At 71.5% G+C, this 14,857-nt stretch carries 12 protein-coding genes, 1 tRNA gene and 2 pseudogenes; 8 read left to right on the top strand and 7 right to left on the bottom strand.

Translation table 11 applies throughout. The annotated features are described in order from the left end of the window. The first annotated feature begins 6 nt into the window (after positions 1-6). The 5 genes from LVQ62_RS00275 to LVQ62_RS00295 all read left to right on the top strand — a co-directional run bounded on the left by LVQ62_RS00275 (position 7) and on the right by LVQ62_RS00295 (position 4,125). Positions 7-543 carry a 5-formyltetrahydrofolate cyclo-ligase gene (locus tag LVQ62_RS00275; RefSeq protein ID WP_233763523.1) on the top strand — a complete coding sequence of 179 codons (537 nt, stop codon included), beginning with the start codon at positions 7-9 and terminating at the stop codon, positions 541-543. Between the two features lie 26 nt (positions 544-569). Further along, on the top strand, positions 570-2,114 hold the full coding sequence (locus LVQ62_RS00280; protein ID WP_233763525.1) for a potassium/proton antiporter: 1,545 nt from the start codon (positions 570-572) through the stop codon (positions 2,112-2,114). Between the two features lie 22 nt (positions 2,115-2,136). Next, positions 2,137-2,538, top strand: coding sequence for an FmdB family zinc ribbon protein (locus LVQ62_RS00285; protein ID WP_233763527.1), 402 nt, complete (start codon positions 2,137-2,139; stop codon positions 2,536-2,538). Positions 2,539-2,641: 103 nt separating this feature from the next. Further along, the gene (locus tag LVQ62_RS00290) at positions 2,642-3,481 is read left to right on the top strand and encodes an S-methyl-5'-thioadenosine phosphorylase (protein ID WP_233763529.1); all 840 of its coding nucleotides are present in this window, start codon (positions 2,642-2,644) and stop codon (positions 3,479-3,481) included. Continuing rightward, a complete protein-coding gene (locus LVQ62_RS00295) occupies positions 3,478-4,125 on the top strand; it encodes an SAF domain-containing protein (protein ID WP_233763532.1) in 648 nt (215 codons plus the stop codon). Before LVQ62_RS00290 ends, LVQ62_RS00295 begins: the two co-directional genes overlap by 4 nt. 44 nt (positions 4,126-4,169) lie before the next feature. Here the strand turns inward: LVQ62_RS00295 and LVQ62_RS00300 are convergent, their stop codons facing one another. The 4 genes from LVQ62_RS00300 to LVQ62_RS00315 all read right to left on the bottom strand — a co-directional run bounded on the left by LVQ62_RS00300 (position 4,170) and on the right by LVQ62_RS00315 (position 9,835). Beyond that, positions 4,170-4,388 (bottom strand): hypothetical protein, encoded by a 219-nt coding sequence (locus LVQ62_RS00300; RefSeq protein WP_233763534.1) that lies wholly within the window; start codon positions 4,386-4,388, stop codon positions 4,170-4,172. Further along, positions 4,381-5,763: a hypothetical protein gene (locus LVQ62_RS00305; protein WP_233763535.1), complete on the bottom strand. Its 1,383-nt coding sequence runs from the start codon at positions 5,761-5,763 to the stop codon at positions 4,381-4,383. Before LVQ62_RS00305 ends, LVQ62_RS00300 begins: the two co-directional genes overlap by 8 nt. 61 nt (positions 5,764-5,824) lie before the next feature. Continuing rightward, a complete protein-coding gene (locus tag LVQ62_RS00310; protein ID WP_233763537.1) occupies positions 5,825-8,137 on the bottom strand; it encodes an AAA family ATPase in 2,313 nt (770 codons plus the stop codon). Positions 8,138-8,179: 42 nt separating this feature from the next. Further along, positions 8,180-9,835, bottom strand: coding sequence for a VWA domain-containing protein (locus LVQ62_RS00315; protein ID WP_233763539.1), 1,656 nt, complete (start codon positions 9,833-9,835; stop codon positions 8,180-8,182). Positions 9,836-10,371: 536 nt separating this feature from the next. On the opposite strand from LVQ62_RS00315, the gene LVQ62_RS00320 reads away from it, so the two are divergent. Together LVQ62_RS00320 and LVQ62_RS00325 are read left to right on the top strand one after the other, a co-directional pair. After that, positions 10,372-10,704 carry an AI-2E family transporter gene (locus LVQ62_RS00320; RefSeq protein ID WP_233763541.1) on the top strand — a complete coding sequence of 111 codons (333 nt, stop codon included), beginning with the start codon at positions 10,372-10,374 and terminating at the stop codon, positions 10,702-10,704. A 5-nt stretch (positions 10,705-10,709) separates the two neighbouring features. After that, a complete protein-coding gene (locus tag LVQ62_RS00325; RefSeq protein WP_233763543.1) occupies positions 10,710-11,765 on the top strand; it encodes an AI-2E family transporter in 1,056 nt (351 codons plus the stop codon). A 305-nt stretch (positions 11,766-12,070) separates the two neighbouring features. Here LVQ62_RS00325 and LVQ62_RS17655 read toward each other — a convergent pair. From LVQ62_RS17655 to LVQ62_RS00340, 3 genes and pseudogenes are all read right to left on the bottom strand, one after another. Further along, positions 12,071-12,858, bottom strand: a pseudogene (locus tag LVQ62_RS17655) (enoyl-CoA hydratase family protein). Between the two features lie 25 nt (positions 12,859-12,883). Next, positions 12,884-13,718 (bottom strand): annotated as a pseudogene (locus LVQ62_RS00335) (alpha/beta fold hydrolase). Between the two features lie 86 nt (positions 13,719-13,804). Further along, a complete protein-coding gene (locus tag LVQ62_RS00340) occupies positions 13,805-14,332 on the bottom strand; it encodes a hypothetical protein (RefSeq protein WP_233763545.1) in 528 nt (175 codons plus the stop codon). Between the two features lie 229 nt (positions 14,333-14,561). Between LVQ62_RS00340 and LVQ62_RS00345 the strand changes: the two genes are divergently transcribed. Continuing rightward, positions 14,562-14,637, top strand: a tRNA-Arg gene (locus LVQ62_RS00345). Positions 14,638-14,857 lie beyond the last annotated feature (220 nt).

A 14,857-nucleotide genomic window follows, 5' to 3' on the forward strand; every position in this document is an offset into this window, starting at 1 on the left:
GGCCCCATGTGGCGTGAACTCCCCCAGGACAAACGTGCGGCCCGGGCGCTGATTCGCTCCGGCCGTCGCGCACGCCCCGCGCAGGAGCGCTCCGAGGACGACGCGGCACTCGCCGGGCACCTGCGGGACCTGCTGGGCGACCGGCTGCCGGGTCTCGCCGCGACGTACTCCGCGTTGCCGACCGAACCGCCCACCAGGGCCATGAGGACGCTGCTGGAACAGGCCGGATGGCGGGTAATGGCGCCGATCCTGTTGCCGGACAACGATCTCGGCTGGGACGACGGGAACGCCCACGACCCGTCGTTCGTTTCCGAAGCGACCCTGTTGATCGTCCCGGCCCTCGCGGTCGACCGCCGCGGCATGCGGCTCGGACAGGGCGGGGGCAGTTACGACCGCTCCCTGCATCGGCGTTCGCCGGGGTCACTCGCGCTGGCCGTGGTCTACGACGACGAGCTGGCGGACGTCGTACCCAGCGAGCCCCATGACCTGGCCGTGGACGCCGTGCTCACGCCCCGGGCAGGGGTACGACACCTGACAGAATGACGACTCGCCGCTGAAGGGAGACCCGCATGCCGACGTCGGGGGGCTCCACGACGATCGACTCCTTCGGCCCGCACCAACTGGCCGTCGCCCTGCTCGTCGGCTCCCTGGTGCTCCTGGTCTCGGTGGCGGCGGTGCGCCTCGCGAACCGCTCCGGGCTGCCGACCCTGTTGCTCTACCTGGCGATCGGCGTGGCCATCGGGGAGGCCGGCCTCGGCATCCGCTTCGACGACCCGACACTCACGCAGGTGCTCGGCTACACCGCGCTGGTCCTGATCCTCACCGAGGGCGGTCTCACGACCCGGTGGTCGACCATCAAGTCCTCCGTGGCGCCGGCCGCCCTGCTCTCCACTCTGGGCGTGGTCGTCTCGATCTCCGTCGTCGGAGTCGCATCGCACGTTCTGCTCGATCTGTCGTGGCAGATCAGCTTCCTGCTCGGCGCGATCGTCTCCTCCACCGACGCCGCCGCCGTCTTCTCCGTGCTTCGTAACGTGCCGCTGCCGCACCGCCTGACCGGCGTCCTCGAGGCCGAGTCCGGCTTCAACGACGCGCCCGTCGTCCTGATCGTCATCGCCCTCGCCGAGGCCGCGACCCCGGGCCAGACGAGCGGCGCCTGGTGGACCGTGGTGCTGACGGCCGTCTTCGAGCTGGCGGGCGGCGCCGTGATCGGGCTCCTGCTCGGCTGGGGTCTCGGCCGGCTCATCCGACGCGCCGGCGTGGGGTCGTCCGGCTTGTTCTCCATCGGCATCGTGGCCATCTGCGTGCTCTCCTACGCCGGCGCGACGCTCGCGCACACCAGCGGCTTCATCGCCTGCTACCTCACGGCGCTGGTGCTCGGGAACCTGCACCTGCCGCACCGGCAGGCGGTGCTCGGGTTCGGGCAGGCGCTGGGGTGGCTGGCCCAGATCGGCCTGTTCGTGCTGCTGGGGCTGCTGGCCTCCCCCTCCCGGCTGGAGGCTCAGCTGGTGCCGGCCCTGGTGATCGGGCTGGTCCTGCTGCTGCTCGCCCGTCCCGCCTCGATCGTGGCGAGCATGTCGTGGTTCGGGTTCCGTTGGCGCGAGCAGGTCTTCCTGTCCTGGGCCGGCCTGCGCGGCGCGGTCCCCGTCGTCCTCGCGACCGTCCCGCTCACGCTCGGGACGCCCCGCACCGAGTGGATCTTCGACCTGGTCTTCGTGCTCGTCGTGGTCTTCACCCTGCTGCAGGCGCCGACCCTGCCGGCGCTCGCCCGGCGCCTCGGCCTGATCGAGGACACCCAGGCCCTGGACATGCAGGTGGAGTCCACGCCGCTGGAGGACCTGCACGCGGAGATGCTGCAGGTGCGCGTAGGCCCGCTCTCCCGGCTGCACGGCGTGGAACTGCACGAACTGCGCCTGCCACCTGGCGCCAACGTGACCATGGTGGTGCGCGAGGGCGCCAGCTTCGTCCCCGACCGCCGTACCGTCCTGCGGCGCAGCGACCAGCTCCTGCTGGTGACCACGGCCGCCACCCGCAGCGCCACCATCCGGCGGGTACGCGCGGTGAGTCAGGGCGGCCGCCTCGCGGACTGGCGGGCCCGCGGGTCCGGCACGCCGTAGCGTTCTCCTAGACTTGGCGCCCGTGCCCACCTACTCATACGCGTGCAAGGACTGCGGTCACGCGTTCGACATCTCGCAGGCCTTCACCGACGACGCCCTGAGCATCTGTCCCAACTGCGGCGGAAACCTGCGCAAGGTGTGGGGCTCGGTCGGCGTGGTCTTCAAGGGTTCGGGCTTCTACCGCAACGACAGCCGCGACGCCGACAAGAAGAAGTCGACCAGCTCCGCGAGCGCCTCGAGCAGCTCCTCCGAGGGCAGCACGTCGTCCGATGCTTCCACTGCCAAGTCCAAGGACTCCTCGTCCTCGGGATCCTCCGAGTCGTCGTCTTCGTCGAAGCCCGCGTCGGGCTCCACGGGCTCGACGGGCTCCACGGGGTCCTCCTCCGGTTCCGGCAGCAGCGCGGGCTCCAAGCCCGCCTCCTGACCGGCTCGCGTCCTTTTTCCACACCCCCGCCGCGGGCGCCCGGTTGCCCACACCGCCCCGCCCGACCGGTCGGGCGCCGGCGCACGGTGGATAGCGTGCGGCCATGACTACAGCTGCAGCCCCTGCCGACCTCGGCGTCATCGGCGGCTCGGGCTTCTACTCCTTCCTGGAGGACACCGAGCACGTCAAGGTGACCACCCCGTTCGGCGACCCGACCGACGACATCGTGATCGGCGACGTCGGCGGTCGGCGAGTCGCCTTCCTCGCCCGGCACGGGCAGGGTCACCGTTACCCGCCGCACCGGCTCAACTACCGCGCCAATCTGTGGGCGCTGCGGTCGGTCGGGGTGCGTCAGGTGCTCGCGCCGTGCGCGGTCGGCTCGCTGATTCGCGAGCAGGGGCCCGGCACCGTCGTCGTCCCCGACCAGGTCGTCGACCGCACCTACGGCCGCGACCAGACCGTCTACGACGAGCCGGGCACCGTGGTGCACGTCAGCCTCGCGGATCCGTACTGCCCGCAAGGGCGTTCGGCTGTGCTGGGCTCGCCGGACTCCGCCGCGCCAGGGCTCGACCTGGTCGACGGCGGCACCATGGTCGTCATCAACGGCCCGCGCTTCTCCACCCGGGCAGAGTCCCTGTGGCACCAGGCCGCGGGGTGGAGCGTGGTCGGTATGACGGGCATGCCGGAGGCTGCGATCGCGCGGGAGCTGGCCATGTGCTTCACCTCCGTGTGCTTGGTCACCGACCTCGACGCCGGGGTCGACTCCGGCGAGGCCGTCAGCCACACCGAGGTGCTGCGCGTTTTCGAGCGCAACATTGAGGGCCTGAAGTCGCTGCTGATGGACACCATCGCCCGGATGCCCGCGGCCGTCTCCGACGCAGACGCCACGTGCGGCTGCCGCCGCGCGCTCGACGGACTGTCGCTGCCCTTCACCCTGCCGTGAACCGCGTGCACGCCCTGCTGCCGCCGGCCTGGCGCGGACCCGGCCGTGCTGCTGCGTGGCGGCGTGCCCGCGGTCGCCGCGTCGCGAGCGCCGGCCTGCTGCTGGTCGCCGGCCTGCTCGGGTGGGGTGCGCTGCAAGGACCCGCCGCTGCATCGGGCTCGATCGTCGTCGCTGCGCACGAGCTGCCGGCAGGCCACGTCGTGGAGCCGGGCGATCTGCGCGAGCGTGCCTGGCCCGCCGGAGCCGGCCTTGCGGGAGCACTCCCTCGCTCGGCGGCCCAGGGATCGGTCACCACCGGTGTGATCGCCGCAGGCGAGCCGGTGACCGCCTCCCGGGTGCGTACCGGTCGTCGATGGCCCGGCGTACGCGCGGGTGAGGTCGTGGTGTCCGTGCCGGTGGCCGACCCGATGCTGACCCGGCTGCTGCGCGCGGGTGACCGCATCGACGTGCTGGGGGCGACGGGGTCGCTGGGTGCGGACCTCCCGGTGCTCCTGGTCACTCAGGCCCCGACCGCGCCCAGCACATCATCGGGCGAGATCTGGGTCAGCGCCCCGACGTCGGTCGCCGCGCGGATCGCCGCCGAGACCGTGACCTCACGGACTGCTGGCACCCAACTGACCGTCGTGCTGCACCCCGCGGCCTGAAGCACGCGCCGGGATCCCGGCGCACGCAGCGAGAGCTCGACGCGCTACTCCCAGTGCGGTGGGCGCTGTTCGCGCCACCAGCGCTCGTCCCGGTCGTCGGGTTCGCCGGACGACGTGCGAGCCGCCTCGCCCGATCCGGCCCAGCCTTCGTCCTGATCGTCCGCGGACACCGCGAAGTCGTCGGCCGGCTCCGCGGTTCGCTCACGCGGGGCCGCGGTCGGCGGCCGCACGGCACGCCGAGGGCGGCGTCGTCGCTCAGTCATCGCTCCGTTGCGGCGACAGTCCGGGCACCGCGTTCCGCCGGGCCGACGCCGCGTTCACCGCGCGCACCAACCGGGCGACCTCCTTGGCGGGGTCGCGGAAGAGGTCACGGGTGAGCACCCGTTCGTGGCTCCAGCCGCGGGCCCGCAGCTGCGCGGGCCGGATGCGCTCTCGGTCGCGGGCGTAGGGCTGCGACGCGTACGCGGCTCCGTCGGTCTCGATCGCGACCAGCAGGTCTCCGCGGCGCCCCGGATCCTCCACGACCAGGTCGATGCGCGGATCGCCGAGACCGTGCCCGGTGTGCACCGTCAGCCCCTCGGCGCCGAGACGGCGTGCCAGGTCGACGACCGTCACCGAGAGATCGACCGGGGAGCCCTGCGGCGCCGACGGCGCGTCGAGCACGCTGCCGGTCGACGCCGTACGTCGCCTGCGCCCCGGCGTGCCGGACGGGGACGGAGCGGCAGCGTCGTCACCGCGCGTGATCCGTCGCCCGGACCCGCCGGACGCGGCATAGAGCAGGTAGTCGCGCAGCAGCAGGGCGCCGCGGGAGCGCAGCGCCGAAGGATCCAGATCCTCCCCGGACACGCCCGACACCACCACGATGCGGCGACGGGCCCGGCTCATCGCGGTGGTGACGAGCCGCTCGCCGCCCCCCTCGCTCACCGCACCGAGACGCTGCGGCACCCGTCCGCGCGCGTCCCGTCCGAACCCGACCGCCACGACGACTGCGTCACGCACCAGCCCGAGCGCGCGGTCCGCGGTGGTCACGACGCATCGACCGAGCAGCGCGGCCGCGGCAGCGTCGGTCGCGGCGGTGCGCAGCGCCGCGCGGATCCGTTCCGCATGGCGGGCGTCGAAGGACACGACCCCGATGCTCTCCTGCGGGCGGGCGCGCACCTGGTCCAGCAGGACCTGCACGACGTGCTCCACCTCGACCGGTGACGTGCCGTCGTCGTAGCGTGCGTCGCCCACCACGTCCAGGCGCAGACCGCCGGACCGGTCGGCCGCGGGGAAGGTGACGATCTCCTCGTCGTAGACGCGGGCCGCCGCGAAACCGAACAGCCGCTCATCGAAGGAGCGGTAGTGGGTGCCGAGGGCGCATACGGGGAAGAGCTCACGCGCGCGGTCGAGCAGCACGTCGCCGCCGCGTGCGGCAGGGCCGGTCGGGAACGGCGCGGGCGCGGCGCCGGCCGGGTCGCCGAAGATGACCAGCTGCGCCCCCCGGGCAATCGCCGGTACGGCGTGCGCGGTCCACACTGCCGACGCGTCGTCGACGATGACGGCGTCAAACCAGAGCCCGGCGGGCAGGTGCGTGGGCACCGCGAGGGGTGACATGGCCCAGCAGGGCGCGAGCGCGGTCGTGAGCTCCGGTGCCACCCGGAGCAACTCACCGACGCGCCCGGAATGGCGCTCGAGGGACCCCACCTGTTCGGGCAGGTCACGCTCGGCCGCCGCGCTGCGCGGCGATGGTGGCCCGCAACCGGGCGGCGCCGAGGCTGAGGTGGCGGCTGTCGGCGCCGGCGTACGCCTGCGCCGTCCCGCGCACCTGGTCTCCGGTGCCCTCCTCGTACGCCGGGATGGCCGCGGCGACGTGGTTCACGATCGATGCCCACCACACGAACTCCAGCTCCTGCGCGGCATCCGCAGCCTGCACGTGCCGCGACGCGAGGTCGGCGAGGAGGTCCCCGAGCCCGACGTCCCGCAGCCGGTCCAGGGTCGGCAGGGACGCCGCCGCGGCCTGCAGACGCGTGGGCTGGGCGGCGAGCAGCTCCAGTCGTTCCTGAAGTGCCTGGTAGTCCATCTCGAGCAGTTCGCCCCCGTCCGGCGTGTCCGCCAGACGCTCGCCCAGCCACTCCAGCTCTCCGCGCAGCTCCTCGACCCGGCGCGCCAGCTCGGGCACGCTCGTGCGGGTCGCCGGGCGGGCTCCGGGTCCGGCAGCCGCACGCCACTGCTGGCGTTGGTCGCGGGCGCGCACCAGCACCGCGTGCAGATCACGCGGCGGCGCACCAGGGCGCAACAAGGCGCGGGCCTGCCGTTCGAGCCGCCGGCGCTCCAGTGCGCCCACGCGCTGCTCGACGCCGGTGCGCTCGCGGCGGCCGGTGGTGGCGGTGACCATGTCGTCCAGTGGCGCGTCGAAGATCTCCGTCTGGAACACCTCGAGCGTCTGGTGCACCTGCCGCAGCAGCTCGAGCAGCTCCTCCTCGGCCACCAGGCTCGTCGGCGCGGGCAGCCCCAGGTCGGCGCAGAGCTCCTCCCATGGCGCCTGGTGGGTCGCGAGCCCTCCGCCGGAGAGCCGCTCGACGATCTCCTGGGCACGTTCGGTCTGGCTGGCCCCGACCAGGCGCGCGCCGTACCAGGCGTCGGTCTCCCCCGTGGTCGACCAGGCGCCGCCTGCGACCACGGCCGCCAGCTGCTGCTCCAGGTCGTTGCGTCGACGGACGCCCCCGATGCCGGTCAACGCGTCGCCGGTGAGCCGCACCCGAGACCGCGGCGGCGGGGTGCGACGGCTGAGCCGGGTGAGCTGATCCTGTGCCTCGTCCAGGGTCACCCCCCACGGGTCGAGGGGTTCGTGCATGAGCGCGTAATGCTGCTGCACGCGCGAGCGAAGTGCTGCGACGTCCACATCGAGCGCGGGCACCCGTTCGGCCGATCCCGACGAGGCGTGCAGCAGGTCCCGCAGGTGCTGGAGCACCTGTTCGGGTGTGCGGTCCGCACGTCCGAGGTCGAGCATCACATCGGTGAGGCCGACTCCGGCCAGGTGCTGTTGCACGTCGTCGATGCTCGCCCGGGCGTGTGAGACGAAGAGAGCCCGCCGACCTTGTGCCGCCATCGACGCGATGAGGGCGGCCACGGTGTGCGTCTTGCCGGTGCCGGCGGCACCGAGCACGCACAGGTTCGCACCGGCGACGACGGCGTCCACAACCTCCTGCTGGGTGGAGTCCAGGTCGAGCGCGAGCCACTCGTCCCTGGGGTCGTGCTCGCTGTATTCCGGCGGCAGTGCCCCGACCTCGTCCATCTCCTGCGGGTCGCCGGCGAGCGCGGGCACGACATGTCCCTGCGCGAGCGTCGTCGCCTGATCGGGCAGGTCGCGCATCAACGGCAGCTTGAAGCGGCTGAAGACACCCACCGTCAGGCGGGGCTCGATGCGGAAGTCCAGCAGCCCCGCGCAGGCGGCGCGCATGACGTCGTACGCCGCGCGTGGGTCGAAGTTGCTGCCGAGCGCGACCGCGTCGAGGACGGCCCGGGTGTTCAGGTCCACGCCGAGGGCGGTGAGGGTCGCGACGAGCACCGGGTTGACCTCGACCCGGTCGGAGACGACCAGGTGCAGATCATCGGCGACCGGCCGCAACGTGCAGGTGCGCAGCAGCACCGGTGCGTGCGGGGTGCGGTCGGCGCCCGCCCAGGACCAGCTCGCGATGCCGGCGGCCAGATGGCAGGAGGTGAGCCCGAAGTCGTCGTACAGGCGGGCCGCGAGGTGCGCGACGCCGCGGCCCTGCTCCAGCACCCGCTCGCGGGCAGCCGGCTCGCGGAAGAGCTCTGAGAAGCGGACGGTGCCGGAGGACAGCAGACGGGCCATCCCCGCCGGATGCGCGGTGGTCAGATCGATCCGCTGATCAGTGACGGTGCCGGCGTCCCACAGCAGCGAGTTCGGCCCGCCGATGGCGGACAGCTGCTCCTGCCAGGCTTTGGCCGCCTTCGAAACCAGTGCGGTGCGGGCTGATTCGTCCGTGCCGGTCTCGACGTCTGTCACCACGACAGGCTAACGGTGCGGTGGCCTCGACGACGCCCCGCACTAGCCGCGTTTGAGGTAGGCGTCCAAGAAGACGTTCGTGACGTCCTGGGGGGTGCGCGCCTGGTAGGACAGTCCGTTGGTCGCGGACGCCATCGTGTCGAGCGCGGACTTGTCGATCTGGTCGCCGATCCCGATGGCGACGATCTTGACCGGTTTGGCGGGGTTGTAGGCGCCGCGCAGCTTGCTGACGAGCTGCTGCAGGCTGAGACCGCCGGCAGGGTTGTCGTTGGCCCCGTCGGTCAGGATGACCACGGAGTTGACGTAGCGAGGATCGTACGAGGCGCTCACCCGCTGGTACGCCGCCCAGGTGCTGTCGTAGAGCGCGGTGTCACCGTTGCGGACCACCAGGTCGGGCAGGGTCTTCACGGCGGCCTTCAGGTTGGCCTTGAAGGCGTCGCCGGCGGGGGTGTGCGCGATCGACTCGATGCCGCCGGACTCGTCGAGCCAGGGTTGAGAGCCGACCAGGTTGGTGGAGAACGCCCACGCTCCGATCTTCGTGGTCGGCGGCAGCGCGTCGAGTGCACCGATGCTGAACTGCTCCAGCAGCTCGATCCGACTCTGCCCCTGGGCGATCGGAGCGGTCATCGACCCGGACACGTCGAGCAGGACCAGCATCCGCGCGTCCTTGGCGAGTTCGTTGTAGTCCTTGACCGCGAGCACCGACTCCGAGCTGCTGGGCTGGGAGATCATCTTGGCGTAACTCGGGAGGGCCGCCGGGCTCGGCGCGGCGGCGTCCGGCACCCGGAAACCGGCGGCGACGAGCTGGCGTTTGACGCCCGGTGAGGTCAGCCGCTCGTACAGGGCGCTCAGGACCTTCGCGTCGGGGGCGTCCGACTTCACGGGCACCACCCATTGGTACTCCAGCTGGGGAGCTCCCTGACGGGGAGTGAATGTCAGCAACTTCTGCGTCGGGTGCGCGCGGTTGAACGTGAGCACCTGCTGCTCCGTCGCGGGGTACATGCGGGCCTGCGAGGACCCCTTGGTCGCCTTGTCCTGCAGGGCGCGCGGCGTCTGCGAGCTCCTGCTGAGCGTGATCAGGCTCTTGAAGAACGCGTTGCGCTGCTTGACATTGCTGGTCACCTGCTCGGCGGTCGCGGCGGCGGAGATGGTGGTCGATGAGTCGACCGGGTCACTGACGCTGATCGGCAGCCCGGACGCGAAGATGGTGCGCCAGTCGGTCTTCTTGTTGTACTTGCGGATGCCCTGCAGGCTCTTCGGCACGGCGAAGACCACGGGACTGGTCGCGATCGTGCCGCCCTGGGTGACCCATCCGCTGCCCAGCCTGCTCGAAACGTCATCCACCCAGATCGGGCTGTCGGGGATCCACACATCCGGCACGCTGTCGCCGCCGGACGTGATCTGCTGGGCGACCTGGCCGGCGGGTTCGTCCACCACGGTGTACGCCGCGCACCCGCCTGCCTCCTCGGCAGCGCGAGCCTGGTCGAGGACGAGGCTGTACATCTCGTCGGGCACCGCGACCTTCACCTGGCTCTTCTTCGGGCACGCACTGGCCACGCTGCTGCTTCCTTGGCCGTAATGCCACACCAACGCCCCGGCGATCACCACCACCAGGATCAGGGCGAGGACGCCGAGCCTGGCGACCTTGCCCACGGGACCCTGCCGCCCGCCGCCCCCGGCGATGGTCGCTCCGGACACGCCACCCCCGGCCGCGCTGGACGCCGTCGATGCATCGGCAGAGAGGACGGCCCGGGACGCGCCCGTGACGACCGGGCGGGTGGACCCGGCAGGTCGGGCAGAAGGCCCCGGACGTCCCGACCTACCGGCCGACGCCGGAGTCGCGCCTCCGACCGACGGCCGTGGGCGCGGGGCAGCGGGCCTCGGGCGTGCCGGCGTACTGCCAGAGGGTGCCGGTGCTTTCGCGGCAGGCGGCCGCCCCGGTGCCGCGTTCGGACGCTGAACTGCGCCCGGACGGCCCGGTGCCGTCTCGTCGCGCTCCTGCGGCTCGTCCGTCGGCCCGCGCCCGGAGGAACGCGGACCTCGACGTGGCCAGCGGGAGCCCGAAGGACGCTCGGGATCGTTGTCGCCTGCCATGGTCGTTCCGAGGTTACCCGGGCGTATCCACGCGCGTAGGCGATCTGCAGAAGCCTCCCCTGCAGTCACAATGGACCTGACCTGGTTGGGTGGGGCCCAGCCGTACGTGACCTGGTCACGACCTCGACGAAGGGCACATCATGACGCAGAGGCCGAGTCCGGCGTCCCTGGAGAGACCGAATGTCGAGGAACGCACCGACACCACCCGCCAGGACGCGATCGACCGCTCCCCGAACGTCGGGGTGGACCGCTCCCAGGTGATCAGCGCTGGGCTGCGCTGGAGCGCCAGCTGGTCGCTGCGGATGGTGATCATCGCCGCCGGCATCTGGGTGGCGTTCAAGGTCATCGGGATCTTCTGGAGCGCGCTGCTCCCGGTCATCCTGGCGCTCATCCTCTCCACCGTGCTGTGGCCGCCGGCCCGGTGGCTGCGCAGCAAGGGCTTCCCCCGGCGCTGGCCGCGGCGAGCACGATGATCGGGATGTTCGTGGTCCTGGGCGGGGTCTTCACCCTCATCGGCACCACCGTGAGTTCGCAGTGGGGCGACCTGACCGACAAGGCCGTGGCCGGTGTGCACGACCTGCAGAGCCGGCTCAGCGAGGCGCCCTTCAACCTGTCGTCCACCCAGCTCAACAGCGCCGTCAAGCAACTGACCGGCAAGCTGCAGACCAGCGGGGACAAGATCGCCAACGGCGTGCTCTCCGGAGCGACCATCGCCACGCAGGTCCTGGTCTCCCTGCTGGTCGCCCTCGTGCTGACCTTCTTCTTCATCAAGGACGGGCCGCGTTTCCTGCCCTTCGTCCGCCGGATCGCCGGTCGCGGCGCCGGTTCCCACATGACCGAGGCGCTGTCCCGGGCCTACAGCACGCTCGGCGGCTTCATCCGCGCGCAGGCCATCGTCAGCGCCATCGACTCGGTCTGCATCGGCATCGGCCTGTGGGTGCTGCAGGTGCCGCTCGCGCTGCCGCTGGTCGTGCTGACGTTCTTCGGCGGCTTCATACCGATCGTCGGCGCGTTCGTGGCCGGCGCCATCGCCGTCCTGGTCGCACTGGTGACGGTCGGGCTGACCAAGGCGCTGATCCTGCTGGGCGTCATCGTGGCCGTGCAGCAGCTCGAGGGGCACATCCTGTCCCCGATCTTCCAAAGCAGGTCGATGGAGCTGCACCCCGGCGTGGTGCTGCTGTCGGTGGCCTTCGGAGGTGACGAGTTCGGGATCACCGGCGCGTTCCTCGCCGTACCGGTGGCAGCGACCGTGACGGTCCTGTTCCGTTACATGAACGAGCAGATCGACCTGCGCACCGGCGACGTGCACGCCGACCAGCTGGAGCCCATCACGCCAGAGGGAGTGATGGCCGCCGAAGCCGGCGAGAAGCATGGAATCGTGATGGCGAAGCGGTGGCGGTCAGGTCGGCCCGACGCGGAGGAGGAGTCGACGGGTCGCGTGGGTGCGCTGCTGGGTCGGGTCCGTCGTTCGCAACCCGACGCCTCTCGCGGGACGGTCGACCCGGACGTGGCCGACACCCTGGACAAGGACTAGCTCGCTCTCAGCGTGAGCCGGCCGGCGTCGCATGCGGGCCCACGCGGTGCCTTTGTCAGCGGACGTGAGCCGGGCGCTCCCGCACAAAGGACCGCGCGGTGCCCTTGTCAGCACACCCGCGCCCCGTCATACCCCACAACAGACCGCGCGGCGCCCGTGTGGAGCGAAGGGAGCCATCCCCTCCCACATAAGGGACCGCGCGGCGCTCGTTTCGGCCCGCCTGGACCCGAACGAGCGCGCGCCGCTGGTCGCCAGCCGTCGTTTCGGCCCGCTCGGTCCCGAACGCACGGGCGGGCGACGAGACGTCAGGCCAGCCAGCTCGGCGGCCGCTTCGCGAGGAACGCGGCCATCCCCTCGCGTGCCTCGGACGAGGCGAAGAGCCGCGCGGACTGCTCGATGGCCCACTCGCGGTCGTGGTCGAAGCTGGCCAGGAGCTGGCGGTTCACCAGAGCCTTGGACTCCGCGAGCCCCTGCGGTGACGCCTGCGTGAGGCGCTCGACCAACTCGCCGGCACCTGCTTCGGCATCCTCCGCGGCTTCGGTCACCAGACCGATCTCGCGCGCCGTCGCCGCATCGAAGGTCTCACCGGTGAGGAAGTAGCGCGCGGCCGCCCGACTGGTGAGGCGCGGAAGCACGGTCAGGGAGATGGCGAACGCCGCGAGCCCCAGCCGCGATTCGGTCAGCGCGAAGGTCGATTTCGGGCCCGCCACCACCAGGTCACATGCGGCGACCAGGCCGACTCCCCCGCGCGTACGTGCCCGTCGATCTGGCCGACGACCGGGCAGCGGTGCGCGGCGATCGCGCGCATCACAGCCGTCAACCGAATCCCTCGCGCGGTGTTCGGGTCGTCCTCGCCGGTGACTTCGTTGAGGTCCACCCCTGCGCAAAAGGTGCCGCCGGTGTGCCCGAGGACGACGACCCGCACCGACTCGTCCTCGGCCGCGCTCTCCAGCGCCCGCAGCAGCTCGTCGAGCAGGCGGGTGCTGAGGGCGTTGCGGTTGCGCGGGGAGTCCAGGGTGACGCGAGCGACCCGCCCGGACACGTCGTACGTGACGAGTGCGGGCGGGTCGGTGGGCTGCGCGGAGTCGGTCATCGGGCCATTGTGACCCGAGGAGCGCTCAGGCCAGGAAGTCGAGCAGCGCCTCGTTGAACTCGGCCTCGTGGCTGACGTTGGCCCCGTGCGGAGCGCCCTCGATGACGTGCAGCCGGCTCTGCGTGATGGCCTCGTGGGTCCGCTTGCCGGATCCCTCGAACGGCACGGTGCCGTCGGCGTCACCGTGCATGACGAGCGTCGGCACCGTGACCTTCGACAGGTCATCACGGAAGTCGGTGGTGCCGAACGACGTCATGCACTGCAGCGCCGCCAGCTTGCTGGCCTGACCGGCCATCCGCAGCGCGTCCTTGCCGCTGGGCCTCGGTCACCTTCAGCTCGCCGTTGACCGAGAAGAAGGCCGTCGTGAACTCGTCGTAGAACGCGTCCTGGTCCTTGGTCAGCTGCGCGGTCATCTGAGCGGCGGCGGTCTTGGTGAGCGGACCCCCAGGGTTGTCACCGGTCTGCAGCATCATCGGCGGCACGGCGGAAGCGAAGACGACGCTGCGCAGCCGCTCCTCGCCGAACTTCGAGACGTAGCGGGCGACCTCGCCGCCGCCCATCGAAAAGCCCACCAGCGTCGCGTCGCGGATGTCGAGCTCGGTGAGGACGGCGTCGAGGTCCTCGGCGAGCGTGTCGTAGCCGTAGCCGGTTGTGGGCTTGTCACTGCGCCCGAACCCGCGACGGTCGTAGACGATCGTGCGGTAGCCCGCCTGCTGCAGCGCGGGCACCTGACCCGCCCAGGACTCCCCCGACAGCGGCCAGCCGTGGATCAGGACGATGGCGCGTCCGTCACCGCCGGAGTCCTCGACGTAGAGGTTGGTCTTGCCCAACAGTCCTGAGCTCGCGGTCACGGTGGTCATGGCAGTAGGTACTCCTGTTGTTTCGAGAGAGGCCTGTCGTCCCGTGGTTCGTTCACCCGGCGGGCATGGATTGCATTTCGGCGCTGTCAGCGACGGGATGTCGGCGCGCGACCGCGACTCAGGCTGAGGGTGACCATCCGCACCCGGTAGGAGACGAAGACCAGGCACGCCGCGAGCGGGATCTCGACGAGACACGCGGTCGCGAGGCTGACCGCCAGATCCGAGCCGGGCGCGGAGGTGGTGACGTCGAACCAGGCGTCGCACAGCAGCAGGGTGGCCGCGACGATGGTGGCCGCGATGGCGATGGTCTGGCGGCGCCACAGCGACCACGACGCCCAGGCGAGCGCGCCGAAGAGCGCGACGTCGAAACCGATCCACACCACCTGCCAGTGACCGGCGACGTAGTGCCGCGGCAGCCGGGCGGCCAGTACGACGATCCAGGGCACGAGCAGCGCGCAGCATGCCGCGAGGATCCGCGGGAACCACCGCCTCGCCCGGACCACCCTCGTCGGCGGATGGTAGTCCGCGGCGGCGAGCGCCTGCAGGCGGGCCGTCAGCTGTCCGCGTTCGGCCGCGGTCAGCTGCAGCAGCATCTCGTCGGTGATCTCGGGCACGGCACGGTCACGACCTTCGTACGAGGGTGGCGCCGCGATCCTCAGGGCGCACGCACCAGCGTGGCACGGAGCACCGACCCCTGGCACCGCGTTCTTGTTCCCTGGCGTCGCGGGCGGGCCGGCTCGCTCGGCTACGATCGGACGCGCTCCAGCCTGCGGGGCGCCATCTCCGCAGGTCGCGAGCATCGGTCGGTGCGGCGTGAGGTCAGTCGCGACACCGACCATCCCCGCCCTCGTAGCTCAGGGGATAGAGCACCGCTCTCCTAAAGCGGGTGTCGCATGTTCGAATCATGCCGGGGGCACCACGTCTGCTGTGAGACTTCGCCTTTGCTCGACGGTGGTTCGGCGAGGCGCGAGCCCGACCGTGGCTTGAACCAAATGCCCGGCGCATCCCCGACCCGTGGTCGCGGCGGTCGTCGACAAGGTAGACAGTGAGGCAGCAACCCTGCCGTCGGTGGGGTCGCTGTGTCGCCCAGCGGACTCTTCTGCGTGGCACGACCCAGCGGACGACGCACGCCGGAGGCA

Source organism: Allobranchiibius sp. GilTou73 (genome assembly GCF_021391335.1).
GTDB lineage: Bacteria > Actinomycetota > Actinomycetes > Actinomycetales > Dermatophilaceae > Allobranchiibius > Allobranchiibius huperziae.